The following is an 18,917-nucleotide window of genomic DNA, read 5'->3' on the forward strand; positions in this document are numbered from 1 at the left end:
AACATAATCTGTACTTGAAATAATCGTATCGTTTGGGTTTCGTTTAATAAGATATAATCAAGTCAGAAAGAGTAGCCATCCGTCGTATAATCGGCAACATTATGTTCTAATTAATATAACAGGACCTTCTTATCCAATTAAAGACAAACTATCCCCACGAAAAAGTGGGGAATCTTAAGTGAGACAAATTGGGATTTTTAAGTTGACTTTTATAACGAGTACCAGATGAGTATCAGTTAAAAATTTTGTCACTATCATGATTGTACTTCCCTTCATAATAAAAACTAATCAAATTTTGAAAAAGGATGCTAACGGCTTAATCGAGCATCGCAAAAGAGTATGCTAGCACCATATCAGGCGCAATATCTTTTCTTTCTTGGTATAATAATTAAAATAAGTGTTAGGAGAGTGATTAAATTATGAATCAACAAACATACATCATGTTAAAACCAGATTGCTTGAAGCGTGGCTTGATGGGAGAAGTGATTTCACGGATTGAAAAGAAAGGATACCGTATTGTACAAGCCAAATTAATGACCCTTGATGCATCGATTATTGCCGAACATTATGCTCATCTGATCGACAAGCCCTTTTATCCTAGGCTCGAACAGTTTATGTTATCAGGCCCTGTCTTTGGCATGGTGGTAGAAGGAGAAGAAGTAATTCAAGGCATGAGAGCCATGATGGGACCAACAAATGTCTTTGAAGCAGCACCCGGTACGATTCGTGGAGATTATGCAACGGATGTCACTTATAATCTGATTCATGGATCAGACTCTCTTGAAACAGCTAAAGCAGAAATCAACCGATTTTTCAACTGATTATAAGCTCACTTCCATTGGCACTCTATCCAGTTATTACCGCGGTAGTGTTGACGTTTATTATGCATAAGATTTAAAACAGCCTTTTTATGTTGTATTGGCAATAGCATTATCAATGATTACAATCATTTCAAAGAATCTTTTAGCTATGAAGAATACGAAATTATCTTAAACCTATTATTTGATTATATTTATACTGACTCTCAGCATAAATCCATTCATCCATAATCTCGCTTAGTAAGAAAGACGTCCATGAGAGAGAGAATAAGACTATACATTGCTTAGCAAAATTTATCTCATCACGAGTTTGAATGGTTTAAATCGATCGTTGTCAATGTCTTTTGCCCATATCCTATGCTATATCCCTAATATAAATCATTGAAACTAAATGATGTGAGCTAACTATCACGAAACAAAATAAAAAAGTTAGGCATTTCACCTAACTTCGTTTGTTGCTATGAAATCACTTCGATTTTCATTCTTTATTAGCAACACATCGTAATAATCATTGAAATTATGCCAATCTAATTAACTGATTCAAATCTAGCACCTGATCATATTTACTAAGATTGCTAGAATCTATGTGCGTAATATTAATCAGGCAAATATCATCTTGATCAAGCAAATAATTTTCGATTCGATGGTAATTTTCTTTATCCAAGGCTGATAATGATTCATCCAAAATGATAAATTTCTTATTTTGTAAGAGCGTTCGAATGATTATCATGCGTTGCTTCTGGCCGCCAGAAAGATTGCCACCTTCGATAATCAACTCGTTCAAATCATTAACCCTTTCATCCAAACTGAATTTTTCCAATAATTGTTGCAATTCATCATATAAAGTACTAGTTATTTATCAATAAAACCCCATCAAAATATTTCAGTAACTGTAAATGATGGGGTTTAAAATTTATGCTAAAATTATTTCTAATAATGGATTAATTATATTGTTTCCTATTGAATAACTTATTAGATTTGATATTTTTTGTTCAATTGTACAATCAGTTTTAATAATCCCATATAAGATTTCTTTATCTTTATTTTGTATTTGTGCTGCCTTTAGAATGTTCAACATCTTCTCAACTTTGAAATTATTCATATCTAGATTATCAGATGTATCAAAGTATATATCAAATTTATTTTTTACATCCATGCGCGTTGTTTGAATTGTACTAATATTTAAACTATCATCATAATCTATTTCTGCCCTTATATACGAATCATTCTGACATATCGTGGCATCAACTACTTTAACACCATATAACTTTATTTTCCAAGTCCTAAAGTGAGGAACTACTTTGATATTCCCTTCTCCTCCATATATTGAGATTTTGTTGTTAGAATTATCAAATTCAATCAGCGTAGACATTCCTTTTTCTACATTTTCTTTTCCTGTATAATCTTCTAACAGACTAAATTCACCTGAATCGCCACTACCAATAATCAGTTCTAAATGTTCCGGATTTTCAATTGAATTGGTAAACTCATCTAAATTTGCAAGAGGAATGATTGAACCCTCTTTCAAAAATAAACCTAATCTTTCAATTGGTCTGAAAATATTTATATTTCGATCTCCACTGTATTTTAGGCCTGACTGCAAGTCATACCAGTTGCCTTCAGGCAACCATATTTTAAACTTCCCTAAAAGTGATTCTTTATCGATTTTTTTTGTAATTGGTGCAACAATGATCTCTGAACCAAAATAGTATTGATTTGGAACATTATAACTGTTCTCATTTTCTGGATACTTATAATACATTGGTTGGATAAGTGGCAGGTTTTTTTTATTCGAAAGTATATTCATGGTGTAAATATAAGGAACAAGCTTATGTCTAATTCTTAAATATTCACGCATTAAATCACCAATAGGTGGACCATAATTCCATGGCTCTTTCATTAAAAATTCTGAGTCCGCACTATGTAATCTGTTTATTGGTGAGAAGACCCCAAACTGAAGCCACCTTAGCATCAATTCATCATCACGTATACCGTGTCTATGTCCTCCAACATCGTGGCTCCACCATCCGTATCCAATATTAGACGCAGTTGCCGTAAAATATGGTTGAAAATCTAAAGAATCCCATGAAATAACTGTATCCCCGGAGAAACCAATTGGATATCTATGACTACCTGGTCCTGAATATCTAGATAAAGTTATACCTAAATTATTATCTTTCTGATTATCATTATAATGGTAATGATTTAATACCCATAATGGATCCACTGACTCATCAATACTTTGCGGTCCTTGTTGCCAATCTACCCACCAAAAGTCAACACCTATTTCCTCATTTGGATGATAAATGTGTTTAAATGTTGATTCCATAAATTTTTGTGAATCAGGCAAGAAATCTATGTACTCTTTATTTTCAGTATCAATTTTTAAATCACTAGCCATAACTTCATACATATCCTCAAATGGTCTAATACCTGACGACGGATGTATATTTAATGTTGTTGCTAAATTTCTTTGCTTTAATCTTTCTAAGAACCTTTTGGGGTTTGGAAATAGTTCATTATTCCATGTATAGCCTGTCCATTTACTACCATACTCATCAGGAATATCTACTAAATGCCAATCCATGTCTATCACAGAAACTGAAAAAGGTATTTTTTCATCTTGAAATCTATCCATTAGAGCTACATAGGAGTCCTCTGAATAAGGATAATATCGACTCCACCAGTTACCTAGTGTATATCTAGGTAACTTAGGCTGAGGCCCAGTTAATTGATAAAAATCATCTAATGCTTGAAAATAATCATTTTTATACCCGAATATGTAAATATCTATCTGATTAGATTCTCTTTTTTTATACCAACCATCACTCTTAAAAACCGGGGTGTTTGAATCATCAAGCATACTTATGCCATATTTTGACATAAGCCCTGGTTCTAATTCAACAGCTCCATCTGCGAAGTCAAGTGTCCTTGCAGTCCCACCTAAGTTTTTTGTGATATCTCCATAATGCCAAATTCCTCTATATGGATGGTTAACTTTTCCATTCAACTCAATACTTAGACCATATGGTGAGAACTTTTGTTTGTCATATTTTAGTATTAAGTCATCTGTTACTATTTTTATTCTATTTTCTGACTCATATACCTGAAATTTTGGTGTTTTAAAGTCTCTATTTAAAACCATTTTTGTTTGAGAATCCTCAAATATATTCTCTTCAGAGTATTCGAGACGAATAAGCTTAGAAGTTAATATTGTAAACCTAAATTTATTACCTTGCACAATAGATTTTTTGGGAGCGACTGGATTATATTCCTCGTAATATTTTTTGTACATAGTAGTTCCTTTCTTCTATATCTTATGACAAAAAAAGAGGATGTTTTTATAACATCCTCTGTAAATATCCCACGAAGGAAGTTAATAAGTTATTTTATTACCCTTCTATTCATCATCTTCATCAAATTCTTGGTTTTCTAAAATGTCATTTACATATACTATCTGATTTTTTGATTCCTCTATCAAATTACTGATATCGTTATGTGCTAAATCATTGTCATTTAATCTTAAAATTACCGACATGATAATAGGTAAATTCGCACCCGCTATTAATTCAATATTATATTCTGATAGCAGTTTTGTAAATTCTTGATTTACTGACCCCCCAAGTAAATCAGTAAAAACAAAAATTTGTTCCTCTTTTGAAAAGTCTTTTAAAGTATCTATGATTTGATTTTCCACGGATTCATTTTCAACATATGCATTGATATCTATAATATCCACAGTATTTGGAATAATATAATCAAGTGTGTGCTTGAATCCTTTCGCTAATTTATGATGTGTAGCTATAATAATTTTCTTCATATAATTATCCCCTATCTAACATTTTTATGGAGCTACACCTAAAACTCCAAAATAAGACCCTATTAAAGAAATAACAACAATTGTGAAAATAATTCTCAAGAATCCCCATTTCTTTTTCTCCATTAACCAGTAAACTAAACCAGTTAATACAACAGGTAATAATGCTGGTAAAATTTGATCAAAAATTCCATCTTGTAATGCAAGCGAAACATCTCCAAAAGCGAATTCAAGTGGTGTGTATACTTTTACTACAGTAGCAATTAAACTTCCCACAACAGTTAATCCCATAACAGATGCGGCTTCAGTAATAGCCGTAAGTCTATCTGCCATATCTGTTATTAATCTTGCCCCAGATTCATAGCCAAGATCAAATAATTTTATACGCATCCACACTAGTGCAATATTCAATACCATCCAAATAATTGCTCCGATAGGATTACCATCCAATGCCATATACCCACTAATTGATCCCATGATTGTAGGATATAGGACCCATAAAAGTGAATCTCCAATTCCGGATAAAGGTCCCATTAATGATGTTTTAATGGAACGTACTGCATCAAGAGATTCTGTTCCCTGCTGCTCCTGCATCGCAATGTCTGCTCCAACTACAAGAGGTCCCATATAAGGAGTGATATTGAAGTATTCAAATTCTACTTTCATTGCTTCAACATAATCATCGTCATTAGGATAAATTTTCCGAAGTGTATTCGCTACTGACCAAGCATATCCAGTTCCTTGTAGAGTACCATAATTGACGTTATTACTTCCTATAAACGACCAGCGCCATGCAGCATTTCTAAGGTCTTTTTTTGATAATTTATTAGTTGTTGGATTAATATTTTTTTGCTGATTGCTTTTACTCATCAAAATCATCCCCTTCATCCAAATCTGTGACTCCATTTGCAGAAACTACTGCTTTTTGACTTGTTAATCTATTAAATGTATAAATTGCTAATGCAAATCCAATAATTGAGATTGCTAAAATAGGTAGGTGAAGATATGCGGACATCACAAATCCAATTAACAATGCCCATATATATCTACCTGTAGGCATGTATCTCATTAACATTACAACACCAACCACAGGCAACATTCCACCGGCTATATTAAGTCCTTCAGTAACCCATTCTGGAATCCACTGTATAATTGCTTCAACCGCTGTTGGACCAAATACTACTAAAATAATCATTGGAATAAAGGCTTGCATTGCGACAAAAAGTATACTTATAAAGTTTATGCTCTGCATTTTCTTAAATTCTCGTTGCTCTAAATATTTCTTTGATCTTTCAGTAACGAACGAGTTTAATGTTCTTGTTAAAACATCTAAATTTATAGCAAGAATTCCAACTGGTAGTCCAATTGCTATAGAAGATCCAACGTCAATTCCTGTTCTTGCATTTAAATATATTGCAACTACAGTTGCCAAAGCATAATCCGGAACTGAAGACCCTCCTAATGCAGCCACTCCTAAACTCATCAACTGAAAAGTACCAGCTATGTAGAGTGCTGATTGCAAATCTCCCATAACAAGCCCAGCAAATAATCCCACCGTTACTGGCCAATGGTTCATAATTGTAATACCACGATTATCTATCAAAGCATACATAGGTATTAAAATTATCAATATATTTTGTAATAATTCAGACATTTGATTTGCCCCCTTACTTTTATAAGAATTTTTCTAAACTTTCTTCTTTATCACTTGGTGTGAACTGATATGACACAGGAATACCCATATCAGATATTTTCTTCAGATTTGCTAATTCTTCTTGCGTTGCAGCAAAATTCTTAGCATATTTTTTTCTGTCTTCTCTGTCTAACATTATCCCGATATTTACTTTTGGAATCTCAACACCATTCTCTATGAGATCCAATAATATCTCAACATTATTTACCACAAGTAAAACATTATGACTTTCATATTTACCTTGCTTGAAATTATTCACTGCTGTATCTCTATCTATTAATGACATTCCTGTTCCTGCAGGCTTACTTAATCTCATAGCCGCTTTTCTCGGCTCATCAGCAGCAACCTCGTCGTCAACCACCATGATTCTTTTTGCTTTCACCGAACTTGCCCATTGAGTAACCACTATTCCGTGAACTAATCTTTGATCTATTCTTGCTAATACTACTCCCATTTTTCTAATCCTTTCTTATCTCTTGTATATTAAATATTTGACTTCTATTCTTACCGATATTGCTTCCTTCAATACAAAATACAGGAATCTTTTCTAATGTAATCTCTACATTATAGGCATGACCCCCACGATATACATCACCATTATATACATCAATCCAGTCCCTACCTTTTGGCAAATATATTTTCATAGATTTTATTTTCTCATTAACTACTGGCGCAACTAACAATTCACTACCTAACATAAAATTTGTAGTATCTTCCCATGCATTGTTGTCTTCTGGAAATTCCAAGAATAAACCTCTTATTATTGGATAACCATAACGAGTACTTTCTTCATACACACTTAATAAGTACTCATGTAATCTTTCTCTTAGTTTGATTTGATTTGTTAGTATATTTTCTACCTTTTCACCAAATGACCAAATTTCATTTGGACCACCACTTGTTCTTATCCCTCCGCCTTTAGAACCAATTTTTTGTGAATGTGGCTGCCGATCACCATGCATTCTCAAAATAGGACTGAATACCGAAAACTGAAACCACCTGATTAATAATTCTTTAAAAAGATCAGAGTTACTATCTCCGCTATGAAATCCACCAATATCACTTGTCCACCACGGAATTCCAGATATTCCCATGCTGATGCTAATTTGAATTTGTTTTCTTAAAGAACTAAATGAACTATCAATATCACCTGACCAAGCTAAAGCACCATATTTTTGTGAATTAAACCACGCTGACCGAATCAAAATAGGATTTGATGTATTGTCTTGTATAGCTTTTACATAAAAATAAGGATATCGATTTCCAACTTTTTCAAAATCTCCTTCATAGACTAGATACTTAGAGTGATTATATTCTGTCATCTCAGGTTCTGCTTGATCTGCCCAAAAAAGACTAATACCATTATTTAGATAGTTATTTTTTAGAAGCTTTTTGAAAAATTTAACTGTATCTGGGTTAGAAAAATCTAAAATCTGTAAATTGTTAAATAATTTATTTTCACCATTCTTTCCTCTTATTATCATTTTATTTTTGTTATATATATTACAATATTTACTGCTCTCTGAAACTGTTGGCCATAATGAAACCATTATTTGAGTCCCATGTTTTTTTAGTTCTGCTGCTAGCAAATCAATATCTTCCCAATAATCCATGTCAAATTCAAAATCACCGTCTGCTGTCCAATGATAATAATCTATAACTATAACAGATAATTTAATACCTTTATTCACGTAATTTTCATAAATAGCTTTCACTTCTTCGGTTGTTTGATACCTTAGTTTACTTTGCCAAAGTCCTAATAATCTTTGATCTATCAGTGGAGGCTTTCCAGTCATAGTAGTATAATTTCCTATTATGTCTTTCGGACTATCACCAACAGTGACAATATAATCAATGATTTCAGAATTTTTGCTTTTCCATTTTCTCTGGTTTCTACTAAAGTTTACTTCGCCAATCGATGAATTATTCCATATAAATCCATACCCTTTACTAGATATATAAAATGGTATAGATGTTTGTGAATTTCGGTGCATCAATTCATACGTTCCAAGATTTTTGTTAATATTTTCTTCTTGATATCCACCCATTCCGAAGATTTTCTCATCTAAACTACCTTCAAATATTAACGAAGACTCACAGATATTATTATTAAAAACGAATTTCCTTGGTGAGACATTCAATGATGACGTTGGAAGTTCCCTTATAGGAACATCATCATCAATACCAACGGTTCTTCTTACGTCACTTTGTTTTCGCGAAAATTCTTCTAACACAAGTTTGTCTTTATGATAAAAACTCAGTTTTTCCCCATCATATATGAGTGATAATTTTCCCGATGATAACTTTAGATGTTTATCTTTATATTGAAAATCTAAATAACTAGTAATACCATTTTTATTTAATTCTTTTATGCCATAAATCTCCTGGTTCTTAAAATTTTGATGAGGACTACAGACTACTCTTATTGTATTATCTCCCCATGCTTCAATTTTTAACGTCTGTTTGCTGTCTTGAATAATAATACTATCATGATTTATTTCTACTTCTTTATTAAGGAACATATCTTTGTCACCAGTTTTTTTATGAATCACTAGCAATTTTTAGTAAATCATTAAAATAATCTGTTGAAGATTTTTTAATAAATACCGGAATACTTTCAATAGGTGCATCTATAATATAAGGTTGTCCACCTTCATATTCATTTTTAGTAAATATATTCACCCATTTTTCTCCGTCAGGGAGATATACTTCTCTTTGTCTATCTTTATAATTCATTATTGGAGCAACTAACATATCTTCTCCAAACATGTAGATATTGTCTTTCTCCCATGTTTGGTCATCTTCAGGAAACTCATAAAACAATGGTCTCATTAACGGTATCCCATCTTCATGAGCCTCAATCATTAAATCATAGATATAATCTCTAAGAGCTTCTCGTATATGTAAATATTTGGTCATAATTTTTTCTGCCTCTTTACCAAATGACCAAATTTCGTTTGGTGCTCCGGTAGGCATCGAACCTCCACCACTATTCGATAATGGCTTACTATGTGGTAGACGATCACCATGCATTCTTAAAATTGGTGAGAAAGTTGAGTATTGGAACCATCTAACCATAAGTTCCCTAAATTCTTCATCCTCTGGATTTCCTCCGTGGAAACCTCCAATATCAGTAGTCCACCATGGCATACCTGCCATACCAACATTTAACCCAGTATTTACCTGGTTATTAAATGCTTCGAAACTAGAGTCGATATCACCAGACCATCCTAGAGCGCCGTATTTTTGCGCCCCGGCCCAAGCTCCTCTTACTAAAGTCACAACCTCATGATTTTCATTTTTCATTCCGTCATATACCATTTTTAAGAAGCCATTAGGATAGAGATTTGCTGTCTCTAACGCTTGACCACTATGATAACGATAATTATCAAAATCATAAACAGCATATCCTGGTTCCGCAACGTCAACCCAGTAATAATTTATGCCTAAATCTTTATAATTTTTCTTTATTCTATCCCAAACATAATCTCTTGCTTCAGGATTTGTGGTGTCTAAGAAAACAGTTGTTCCTTGTATTAGCATCGTTAATCGCACCCCACGATTAACATTGATTAAGTAACCGCCCTCTAAATAATCATTATAATTATCTGCATCTGATTGAACTGTAGGCCAAATAGAAATTATTGGATCAACATTGTAGTCTTCTTTTAATTCCTTAATTAATTTTTCAGGTTCAGGCCAGAAGTCTTCATCAAACCTATACTCACCTTGTTTTGGCCAGTGAAAATAATCTATAGCTATAGTAGATAATTGAATTCCTTTTTCATGATATCTTTTAACTACATCTAAAACTTCATCAGGTGTACGATATCTTAGCTTACTTTGCCATAAGCCTAGTAATTTCTTAGGCATTAAAGGGACTTTCCCTGTTACATCAGCATAATTTTTAGATATATCTTTTAATGTGTCACCAGTTGTAATCCAGTAATCAATCACATTGGTGGATTCCATATGCCACTCAGTAATATTTTTCGCAAATGTAACTTCACCTATCCCTGGATTGTTCCATAAAAAGCCATAGCCTAAACTAGAAATATAGAATGGGATAGACATCTGAGAATTTCTCTGTGCTAATTCTAATTTCGTGTTTTTTAAGTTTAAAAATTCATGTTGATATTGTCCCATTCCGAAGATTTTTTCCTTAGGGTTTGACTCAAATCTTGTTGTTGTTTCAAAGCCTCCCCCTCCTAAATTCGCTTTGAATTCTCGTGATTTTAGTTTCAATGTTGAATTAAAATCTTTAGTTATTTCGATAGTCCCTACATCTTCAGCTCCATCATCATGTTTAACGGCTCTTAATCTAATAAACTCCTGTAATAACACCTTATTATTCTCATCATAAAATGTTATTCTATCTCTATGATCAATAACTACTGTAAGCTTTCCATTTTTTACAGTAATTTCATTTTCTTTTTGATCTACTACCTGCAATATTGATGTACTATCAGAGACTTTATTTAGTGCATAATTCTCATCAGTAAACTTTCTATCTGCAAAAGAGCGAACTCTAAAAGAGTCCTTTCCCCAAGCATCAATTCTTAGTAACTCAGTATCATATCTTTTCTCGATATATGTATCAAATACTTTAATCATTTTTCTACCCCCATATTATATAGCAACATTAACTATTAACAAGTACTTTATTTCGTATACTAATACTCTATGATAGATATCTCAAACACCTTGGAAAAAAACTTTTAGTTGATATTAACCTAACTTAAGTTTTTTTAATTTACTAACTATCAGAAAATATTTTATAAAGAAACCTCTTCTGTTTCTGGTTAGTTAGTGAATCCAACTAACTTACATCGAATTATATAATACCGTTTACAATATGTCAAGTAAACATTTCCTCACAACGTAAATAATGGTAGTTTATCAGCAATGTTTATAAAGTAACAATATCTAAGAACAAACTAACGTCTTGATATTTTTACTTTATCTATCTATTAATAATTAAGATCTATTAATTTTCTCACGACGATAGTGATTCAGCTTATATATATTAAATAGTCAGGATTTAGGAAACAGATATCAATCAAAAATTTCTACAGACTACTGTCTTCTGCTTTACTAAAGTTAACAAGTTTACTAGAGATATTTTTTGTTGAAGGATAGATATCTTTATATATTTTGAACAATTCTTTATATTTCAATACATTGCACTCTATTGGATAAATTCTTTCTGTATAATCCACAAAAGATTTTGTGCAAGATTCAAATGTTTCGAACTATCCTAGTCCGATCGCCGCTATCATTGCCGCGCCCAATCCAGGACCCTCTCTTCAGCCTTCAACGTTACGACAGGTGTGGCGAAAACATCTGCTTGAATTAGTTGCCAAATCTTACTTTTCGCTCCACCTCCTACAGAAACAATGCGACTGAATGACTTACCTGCTACATTCTCCATAATTTTCTGAGATTCTTTTAATGATAATGTTATTCCTTCAATAACTGCTCTTGCAAAGTGATCAGCTGTATGTGAAGTATCAATTCCAACAAATGATCCCCTAATATTACTATCAATATAAGGAGTTCTTTTCCTAACAATGTAGGGTGTGAACAATAATCCATCAGCTCCAATAGAAATATCACCAACGTTATCTAGAAATTCGTCATAACTTTTTTTGAAGCAAACGTTCTCTTATACCAGTCTAAACTACTTCCCGCTGCTAGAGTTACTCCCATAGAATAATCTGAATTTGGCATGGCATGATGGAATAAATGTAATTGACCATGATAATCTTTCAGCGGACGGTTCTCACTTGCTAAAAACACCCCCGATGTTCCTATACTCGCAATCGCAATATCATCACCTACAATACCTGACCCTACAGCAGAACACGCATTATCCGCCCATCCAGCAAACACCATAACTGTTTGTGAAAATCCAAATCGGTTCGCACTCTCTTCTTTAATATCACCAACATACTCTACAGATTCCACTAAATCCAGTAATACATCTCTAGAAACATTGAAAATATTCAAAATTTCTTGTGACCATACTTTATTATACATGTCAAATAATAAAGTGCTCGCTCCATCTGAATAGTCTATATTCAATTTACCTGTCAACCAAAATCTAAGATAATCTTTTGGTAACAGAATATGTTTTACCTCAGCCCAAATCTCAGGTTCATTTTCTTGAACCCAAACAATTTTAGGTAAAGTAAAACCTTTTAACACTGTATTTTTTGTTATTGAAAAGATCTCGGTTGCTGTCTTTCGACCTGTTTTACAAGCTGATTCAAACCCGTTAATCAAATAGTATTGCTTCTTGAGAAAAATCAAATAGGTAAAGGTCAAAAAGGGTATCCCTACGACCAACACGATTACTTTTAAAATTGTCATGTAGTAGCATCTCTCTGTACCGTTTCTCTACTTTCGCAAAATTTTATCGATCGCTTTGCCCTTAGCGAGTTCATCAACTAGGTTGTCCAAGTATCGAATTTCTTGCATAAGGGGTACTTCGATATTTTCCACACGAACTCCGCAGATAGTGCCTTTAATCAACTTTCGATTGGGATTTAATTCGGGCGCTTGCAAAAAGAAGTCACCATAACTTATATCGGATTGCATAAGTTCTTCAATCTGTTCAGGCATATACCCTGTCAGCCACGTCGTAATTTCAAACACTTCATTCTTGGTACGTCCTTTTCTTTCAGCTTTTGCGATTAACATTGGATAGACCTTTTCAAAAAGCATCCCATAAATTTTTTTATTTTCCATCGCATTCCGCTCCTATCATTCTTTCGTTTTCTAGTGCTAAGCTATCAAGCAAATAAGTTTCAAAAAGACCAAACAACCTATCGTTGCTTAGTCTTTCATAATCACTCTTTAGCTCATTTACAATCGTGCCTAAATGAAATGTTCGATTGCTTTTTTATAGACTCAATCGATATTCCACTACCGTGAGCTCATCTTGTCGATACATTTTTATACCGTATTGATTTCCACAAAGAATCTTAATCCTCTGTTCCACATTCTTCATTCCAATGCCACCCAGTTTCGTTTTGATCCGATTGTGATTGTCTCTTTCAAAGTCTACACCATTATTGGTTACTCTAATGATTAAGTCTTCATTCTCAATATAGGAAGAAATTTTGATGAATGATTTTGTTTTTTTAGGCTTGATGCCATGATAAATGGCATTTTCGACAATGGGTTGCAATATTAATTTAGGGACCATTATGTCCGGTGTATTTAGCTCGAGTTCCAATAGGTATTCAAACTTATCGTCATAGCGAACTTTTTGGATGTCCATATAATTTTGAACATGCTCTATTTCTTTGGCTAAAGGGATGAAATCTTGATTAATACTCAAGGTACTTCTTAAAATCATCCCTAACGCTTTCGTGACCTCAATTGCTTTTTCATTTTCACCAAATTCGATGAGCCAAAGTATCGTGTCTAAAGTATTATAAATAAAGTGTGGATTGATTTGGCTCTGCAAAGCTTTCAACTCAAAGTTTCTTTTCGCATTTTCTTTTTCTTCGATATTTTTGGTCAGCATTTTAATCCGTTCTAATAATAAATTATACTCTTTTTTCAAAGTATGAATTTCAATCGAATCGCTGTCTTCAATCTCTATCTTTGAAAATCTCTCATCGACCTTTTTCATTTCTTCAGCTAAATTTGTAATTGGCTTACTAATCCATTGAGAAATAAGGATGGATAAAGCCACCGTTAAGATTAAGATAATCACAGACCACGTCACTGTATTTTCAATTAATTTCTTTTGAAGCTCATCAATTTGCTCGGTTGAAGCCACACCTACTAGTAACCAATCGGTATTGGGGATGTAAACATGCGCTCCAACAAACCCTTTATCTAAGGATTTCATTCTGTTATTAATCAGTTGTAAATATTTATCTTGTTCTACCAATGAGCTGGTATCCATCTGATTGGAGTCGAATAATAATTTTTCTTCTGAAGTGGTAATAAAAGTATACCCTTTTTCACCAAAATTAATCGCTGATACATAATCTTCAATCAATTTATAGGACAGATCAATCACCACATACCCTAGCACTTCCTTATCTTTGACGATCTGATGACTAATGGATATAACGCGCTCGGTTTTATTCATTGAAAATCCTTTGTGATTTTCCGTTGTGACCATGGCCATGTTATTTGATTTTTGGAGGTTTTGAAACCATTCCAAATCATTCATATTATCCGACAATTCAAAATCGATGGCAGAGGATGAAATCAAATTACCACTCTTTGAGATGACAAATATCCTCTTAATTAATTGGTCATTTTGTTCAATTAAATCAATAATGTTTTGAATTGAATCGCTACTGGACTGATCTAAATTTTCAATTTCTGGTGTCATAGCTAGTACACTTGAAATGCCTTTTATTTTTTCTAAATAAGAGGAAATATAAGTGCTAGCATTTTTTAATTGCTGCTCTGTTTGTTGGTACTTGCTGTCCTTTAAGATAGTGACAGAATAAGTGTAATGGCGATACGACAAAATCGTTACCAATAATATGGAAATAACGAAGAAATAAACGCTTATTTTCGTGCTAAATTTTCTCAGTTGATTTTTCATCGGTTAATCCTTGCTTAAACTGTTTTGGTGTTATATTGTAATATTTCTTAAATTTGGTCAAAAAATAATTCACATCTTCAATTCCTATCGTTTTAGCTATTTCATAATTTTTCATATCTGTTGAAAGGAGCAGAATTTTCGCCTTTTCCATTCGTTTCTTATTGATATAATCTTGAAAAGGAATGCCATAAATTTTTTTAACCAGCACACTTAAATAGTTGCTGTTATAGCCAATATCTTCAGCCATTTTATTCAAGGACAGATCGATATTAAATAAGTTTTCTTCAATGTATTCCTTGATCAGCTTATTTTCCTCATCTATTTCGATGGTTTCAGTTTGCTCTATATTTTTTATGGATTGTCCTTTTCTTAGATGATCAATTTGATCGATCGCATTTTTCAAAATATATTCAATGTCTTTTTTAGAAATAGGCTTTAATAGATACTCATCAACTTTTGCCCGGATAGCTGTTTGTGCATATTCAAAGTAATCATATCCGGTCAGAATAATCAGATAGACATTAGGATTATTTTCTTTAATTATTTTTGCAGCGGTTAATCCATCCATTTCAGGCATATTGATATCCATCAAAACAATATCAGGTTGATGAGTATTAGCCAAGTCTATGGCTTCTTGTCCTTCTTCAGCTTCTAAAACTTCCGTAATATTGAGCTTGTCATAGTTAACTAATTTTTTTATCCCTTTTCTGATGATTGATTCATCATCTGCAATTAATAATTTATACATATTTACCTACTTTATTAAATGTGTTAAATAGCCATATCCTTCTTGCTCCATATCTTCTAAAGGAACAAAGCGAATAGAAGCACTATTGATACAATATCTTAATCCGCCCAATTCCTTTGGTCCGTCCTCAAATACATGACCTAAGTGCGAATTTCCTGAGCGACTTCTAACTTCTGTTCTTTCCATATTATAACTTAAATCGGTATGATAAGTCACGACCTCTTTGGCTATCGGTTTTGAGAAAGATGGCCACCCACAACCAGAGTCGAATTTATCGGTTGAACTAAATAAAGGTTCCCCGGTTGCGACATCGACATAGATACCTTTAGCCTCATTATCCCAATATTCATTTGAAAAGGCATGTTCAGTATCATTTTCTTGTGTGACCTTATATTGAACGTCTGTTAATTTCTTCTTTAGCTCTTCATCTGATGGTTTTGGATATTTCGATTGATCAATGATTACTTCATTGGCTTTTGAAATATCGATATGACAATAGCCATTAGGATTTTTCTTTAAGTAGTCTTGATGGTATTCTTCAGCTTCATAAAAATTATCTAACTTTTCAACTTCTACCACAATTTTGTCTTCATATTTTGCTTGCTCTTTGTTCAAACGCTCTTCGATAATTTTTCGTTCACTTTCATCTGTGTAATAGACACCTGATCTGTATTGAACACCTCGGTCATTTCCCTGTCTATTCACACTGGTAGGGTCTACCACTAATAGATAATAGTCTAAAATTTGTTCCAATGAGATTTTTGCTGGGTCATAGTCTACTTTTACCGTTTCTGCGTGTCCGGAATTTTTATAAGAAACAGCCTCATAAGTTGGATTTTCGGTATTACCATTTGCATATCCACTGACTACATCCGCCACTCCGTATACTTTTTCTAAATAAGCTTCTACTCCCCAGAAACAGCCTCCTGCTAAATAGATTGTTTTTAATTCAGCTTTCGAATAGTCAACGCCATCATTTGGATTTTCATCCACTGATTTCTTTTGTTGTTGGGTGATAATTTCATCGATTTTCTTGCTTGTATCGTCATTTTTCATCTCGTTATTAGTCATCTCCTTATTGGTCATCTCGCTATTTACCGGCTCATTATTAGTTGTATTCGCTTTGACGGTATACGCTGTTACTAATAAAGTCGCTGCCAATACCATTAATAACAGTATTTTTTTCATTTTTACCCCTTCCTACTGAACTTCTTTATAAATTTGATCTAATGTCTCTTTATTTAATTGTCCTGGAGCCACTTTTACTAAAACACCATCTGAACCTACAATCACATTGGTCGGTGTTGAGCGAATGCCGTAATCTTCAATGAATTTGCCTGATTCATCTACTAAAACTTTTATATTTTTATAGTTTAAGCTCTTAAACCATTTGATAAAATCTTCTTTATTCTTTTCACCATTATGACCCGGTGAAACGACCGTTACAATTTCATAATCTCCTGAAGTTTTTGACAATTCATCTATTTCTGATAAGCCAGCTAAACAAATCGGACACCATGAAGCCCAATATTTTATATATACTTTCTTACCTTTTTGGTCACTTAATTTATACATATTGCCGTCTATATCTGGCAAGTTGAAATCTGGTGCTAATTCACCTTGGTTCATTTTTTCGCTAGTCATATTATCATCCTTTTTGGTTGATTCAGTTTTGGTCATGTTGTCATCCATTTCTTCTGATTTTTTTTCGTCCATGTTGTCTGATGCGTTATCCATCATGTCTTTTGATTCACTTTTGGTCATGTTGTCATCCTTTTTGTCTGATTCCGTTCCATCCATTTTGTCTGTGACACTATCCATCATTGATTCCATTTCGCCCATGTTGTCTGAAGTGTTATCCATCATTGCTTCGGATTCGGTCTCGCCCATCTCGTCTGATGCGTCATCCATCATTGCTTCGGATTCCATTTCGCCCATGTCATCGTCCATTGATTCTGATTCCATTTCATCCATGTCGTTTGATTCATCATCCATCATGTTGGTTGATTCCATCTGATCCATTTTCGTCTCCATTTTTGTCGTTTCACTGTCATTCATTCCTTCATTGTTTGCCTGATTGCCTGGTTCACAAGCACTTAATACGACTGACATTGCCACTAATCCAAATAATAATCTCTTATTCATAATTTCTTCCTCCTTGTTTACTAGTTAAATAAGTTGTTAAAAAACGCGGTTAAATTTGATAATTGATTGCTCATTAGCACAATTCCCATTAAAGCAACTAAAAATCCTCCAATACGTTTAATGGTGACTAAATGTTTCTTTAGTTGTTCGAAATGATTCATCAATGCACTTGAAGCGATGGCCATTATTAAAAAGGGAATCATTAAGCCGATTGAATAAACCAACATTAAGAACGCACCATAAAATTGTTGACCACTGCTGGCAGAAGTTATTAAGACGGCTGCTAAGATAGGGCCGACGCAAGGGGTCCAACCTAAACTGAATGATACACCCATTAAATAGGCCCCCAATGCTTTTGGCTTATTATGATTAAACTGAATACCATTGAATTGATTTATTTTTTCAAATTGAATTAAATCCATTTGATGAATGCCCAATAAAAACACTAGGAATCCGGCAATCGTCAATAACCATCGATTGATTAATAATTTTCCAATAATACCTGCCCCAAAGCCTAAAATAACGAAACTCGTTGAAAGCCCCAGAACAAATGCCATGGTCTTGATAATGGCTCCTTTATTAATCTCTAGCTTTCCGATTGTCATTTTATTGTATTCTCCTGCTTTATCTGTCAACAACCCAATGTATACCGGCATTAACGGAAATGTACACGGTGCAAAAAATGAGAGAAAACCAGCAATAAACACAGAGCTCATCAACAATTCATTTTGTACCATGATTATGCGCCTCCTTGAAATATTTATTTATATCTTTATTATAAGGGGATTCTCTTAAACAGATAATCGAAAATAAAGTTCAAAAACTTGAAAATCATTAGGTACACCATAATATTAGTCTAGTCTAGATGCATTAGCCGCCTAACCTGGAATCACAAAGATACGCTTGATTTTTATACAAACGTGCTTGTCTCATTTTCACTTAATACCGTCTTCCTTTGGTATTTCGACTCTTTGCACTGAGTAAGTTTTGCATTTGCGATGGATGTTCTGTCGTTTGATATCCTGCCCGTTTGCTCGAATGGACGGTTCGATTTCATCCACTGTTATACTCTTTTATCCACTATTCGCACTGTCATATTTTTTCTTATAGGTAAACCC

Annotated in this window: 17 protein-coding genes; 1 reads left to right on the forward strand and 16 read right to left on the reverse strand. The window is 33.4% G+C overall.

Going from position 1 to position 18,917, the window contains the following annotated elements; translation table 11 throughout:
• Positions 1 to 419 precede the first annotated feature (419 nt).
• Positions 420 to 821, forward strand: a complete 402-nt coding sequence (ndk, locus tag GSA01S_RS04730; RefSeq protein ID WP_066125346.1) for a nucleoside-diphosphate kinase — start codon at positions 420 to 422, stop codon at positions 819 to 821.
• 514 nt (positions 822 to 1,335) lie between these two features.
• Here the strand turns inward: ndk and GSA01S_RS04735 are convergent.
• From GSA01S_RS04735 to GSA01S_RS04810, 16 genes are all read right to left on the reverse strand, one after another.
• Positions 1,336 to 1,650: an ATP-binding cassette domain-containing protein gene (locus tag GSA01S_RS04735; protein ID WP_169792672.1), complete on the reverse strand. Its 315-nt coding sequence runs from the start codon at positions 1,648 to 1,650 to the stop codon at positions 1,336 to 1,338.
• Between the two features lie 81 nt (positions 1,651 to 1,731).
• Entirely contained in the window at positions 1,732 to 4,113 is a 2,382-nt protein-coding gene (locus GSA01S_RS04740; RefSeq protein WP_066125349.1) for a glycoside hydrolase family 31 protein, read from the reverse strand.
• A 105-nt stretch (positions 4,114 to 4,218) separates the two neighbouring features.
• On the reverse strand, positions 4,219 to 4,638 hold the full coding sequence (locus GSA01S_RS04745) for a PTS sugar transporter subunit IIA (RefSeq protein ID WP_066125351.1): 420 nt from the start codon (positions 4,636 to 4,638) through the stop codon (positions 4,219 to 4,221).
• Between the two features lie 24 nt (positions 4,639 to 4,662).
• Complete coding sequence (locus GSA01S_RS04750) at positions 4,663 to 5,505, reverse strand: PTS system mannose/fructose/sorbose family transporter subunit IID (protein ID WP_066125353.1); 843 nt, start codon at positions 5,503 to 5,505, stop codon at positions 4,663 to 4,665.
• Positions 5,498 to 6,289: a PTS mannose/fructose/sorbose/N-acetylgalactosamine transporter subunit IIC gene (locus tag GSA01S_RS04755; protein WP_066125354.1), complete on the reverse strand. Its 792-nt coding sequence runs from the start codon at positions 6,287 to 6,289 to the stop codon at positions 5,498 to 5,500. Before GSA01S_RS04755 ends, GSA01S_RS04750 begins: the two co-directional genes overlap by 8 nt.
• Before the next feature lie 19 nt (positions 6,290 to 6,308).
• Positions 6,309 to 6,782, reverse strand: coding sequence for a PTS sugar transporter subunit IIB (locus GSA01S_RS04760; RefSeq protein WP_066125356.1), 474 nt, complete (start codon positions 6,780 to 6,782; stop codon positions 6,309 to 6,311).
• Positions 6,783 to 6,786: 4 nt separating this feature from the next.
• On the reverse strand, positions 6,787 to 8,850 hold the full coding sequence (locus GSA01S_RS04765) for a TIM-barrel domain-containing protein (RefSeq protein ID WP_066125358.1): 2,064 nt from the start codon (positions 8,848 to 8,850) through the stop codon (positions 6,787 to 6,789).
• A 19-nt stretch (positions 8,851 to 8,869) separates the two neighbouring features.
• Positions 8,870 to 10,942, reverse strand: coding sequence for a glycoside hydrolase family 31 protein (locus GSA01S_RS04770; protein WP_066125360.1), 2,073 nt, complete (start codon positions 10,940 to 10,942; stop codon positions 8,870 to 8,872).
• A 661-nt stretch (positions 10,943 to 11,603) separates the two neighbouring features.
• Positions 11,604 to 11,915 carry an FGGY-family carbohydrate kinase gene (locus GSA01S_RS04775; RefSeq protein WP_066125362.1) on the reverse strand — a complete coding sequence of 104 codons (312 nt, stop codon included), beginning with the start codon at positions 11,913 to 11,915 and terminating at the stop codon, positions 11,604 to 11,606.
• Between the two features lie 38 nt (positions 11,916 to 11,953).
• Positions 11,954 to 12,700, reverse strand: coding sequence for an FGGY family carbohydrate kinase (locus GSA01S_RS04780; RefSeq protein ID WP_066125364.1), 747 nt, complete (start codon positions 12,698 to 12,700; stop codon positions 11,954 to 11,956).
• 27 nt (positions 12,701 to 12,727) lie between these two features.
• Positions 12,728 to 13,078: a DUF2200 domain-containing protein gene (locus tag GSA01S_RS04785; protein ID WP_066125365.1), complete on the reverse strand. Its 351-nt coding sequence runs from the start codon at positions 13,076 to 13,078 to the stop codon at positions 12,728 to 12,730.
• A gap of 154 nt (positions 13,079 to 13,232) precedes the next feature.
• Positions 13,233 to 14,906, reverse strand: coding sequence for a sensor histidine kinase (locus GSA01S_RS04790; RefSeq protein ID WP_066125366.1), 1,674 nt, complete (start codon positions 14,904 to 14,906; stop codon positions 13,233 to 13,235).
• Positions 14,881 to 15,654 (reverse strand): response regulator transcription factor, encoded by a 774-nt coding sequence (locus tag GSA01S_RS04795; RefSeq protein ID WP_066125368.1) that lies wholly within the window; start codon positions 15,652 to 15,654, stop codon positions 14,881 to 14,883. The genes GSA01S_RS04790 and GSA01S_RS04795 overlap by 26 nt, the downstream gene beginning before the upstream one ends.
• 6 nt (positions 15,655 to 15,660) lie before the next feature.
• Entirely contained in the window at positions 15,661 to 16,842 is a 1,182-nt protein-coding gene (gene msrAB, locus GSA01S_RS04800; protein WP_066125370.1) for a bifunctional peptide-methionine (S)-S-oxide reductase MsrA/peptide-methionine (R)-S-oxide reductase MsrB, read from the reverse strand.
• 12 nt (positions 16,843 to 16,854) lie between these two features.
• Positions 16,855 to 17,799, reverse strand: a complete 945-nt coding sequence (locus GSA01S_RS04805; protein ID WP_245631275.1) for a redoxin family protein — start codon at positions 17,797 to 17,799, stop codon at positions 16,855 to 16,857.
• 20 nt (positions 17,800 to 17,819) lie between these two features.
• Positions 17,820 to 18,536, reverse strand: coding sequence for a cytochrome c biogenesis CcdA family protein (locus GSA01S_RS04810; RefSeq protein WP_066125372.1), 717 nt, complete (start codon positions 18,534 to 18,536; stop codon positions 17,820 to 17,822).
• Between the last annotated feature and the right edge of the window lie 381 nt (positions 18,537 to 18,917).

The sequence above is a fragment of the Globicatella sanguinis NBRC 15551 genome (assembly GCF_001552295.1).
GTDB lineage: Bacteria > Bacillota > Bacilli > Lactobacillales > Aerococcaceae > Globicatella > Globicatella sanguinis.

Coding starts and splice junctions, on each gene's coding strand:
- GSA01S_RS04780 (WP_066125364.1), bottom strand. CDS start 12,700: ATGACAATTTTAAAAGTAATCGTGTTGGTCGTAGGGATACCCTTTTTG.
- GSA01S_RS04765 (WP_066125358.1), bottom strand. CDS start 8,850: ATGTTCCTTAATAAAGAAGTAGAAATAAATCATGATAGTATTATTATT.
- GSA01S_RS04805 (WP_245631275.1), bottom strand. CDS start 17,799: ATGAATAAGAGATTATTATTTGGATTAGTGGCAATGTCAGTCGTATTA.
- GSA01S_RS04795 (WP_066125368.1), bottom strand. CDS start 15,654: ATGTATAAATTATTAATTGCAGATGATGAATCAATCATCAGAAAAGGG.
- GSA01S_RS04810 (WP_066125372.1), bottom strand. CDS start 18,536: ATGGTACAAAATGAATTGTTGATGAGCTCTGTGTTTATTGCTGGTTTT.
- msrAB (WP_066125370.1), bottom strand. CDS start 16,842: ATGAAAAAAATACTGTTATTAATGGTATTGGCAGCGACTTTATTAGTA.
- GSA01S_RS04790 (WP_066125366.1), bottom strand. CDS start 14,906: ATGAAAAATCAACTGAGAAAATTTAGCACGAAAATAAGCGTTTATTTC.
- GSA01S_RS04785 (WP_066125365.1), bottom strand. CDS start 13,078: ATGGAAAATAAAAAAATTTATGGGATGCTTTTTGAAAAGGTCTATCCA.
- GSA01S_RS04760 (WP_066125356.1), bottom strand. CDS start 6,782: ATGGGAGTAGTATTAGCAAGAATAGATCAAAGATTAGTTCACGGAATA.
- ndk (WP_066125346.1), top strand. CDS start 420: ATGAATCAACAAACATACATCATGTTAAAACCAGATTGCTTGAAGCGT.
- GSA01S_RS04740 (WP_066125349.1), bottom strand. CDS start 4,113: ATGTACAAAAAATATTACGAGGAATATAATCCAGTCGCTCCCAAAAAA.
- GSA01S_RS04750 (WP_066125353.1), bottom strand. CDS start 5,505: ATGAGTAAAAGCAATCAGCAAAAAAATATTAATCCAACAACTAATAAA.
- GSA01S_RS04755 (WP_066125354.1), bottom strand. CDS start 6,289: ATGTCTGAATTATTACAAAATATATTGATAATTTTAATACCTATGTAT.
- GSA01S_RS04770 (WP_066125360.1), bottom strand. CDS start 10,942: ATGATTAAAGTATTTGATACATATATCGAGAAAAGATATGATACTGAG.
- GSA01S_RS04745 (WP_066125351.1), bottom strand. CDS start 4,638: ATGAAGAAAATTATTATAGCTACACATCATAAATTAGCGAAAGGATTC.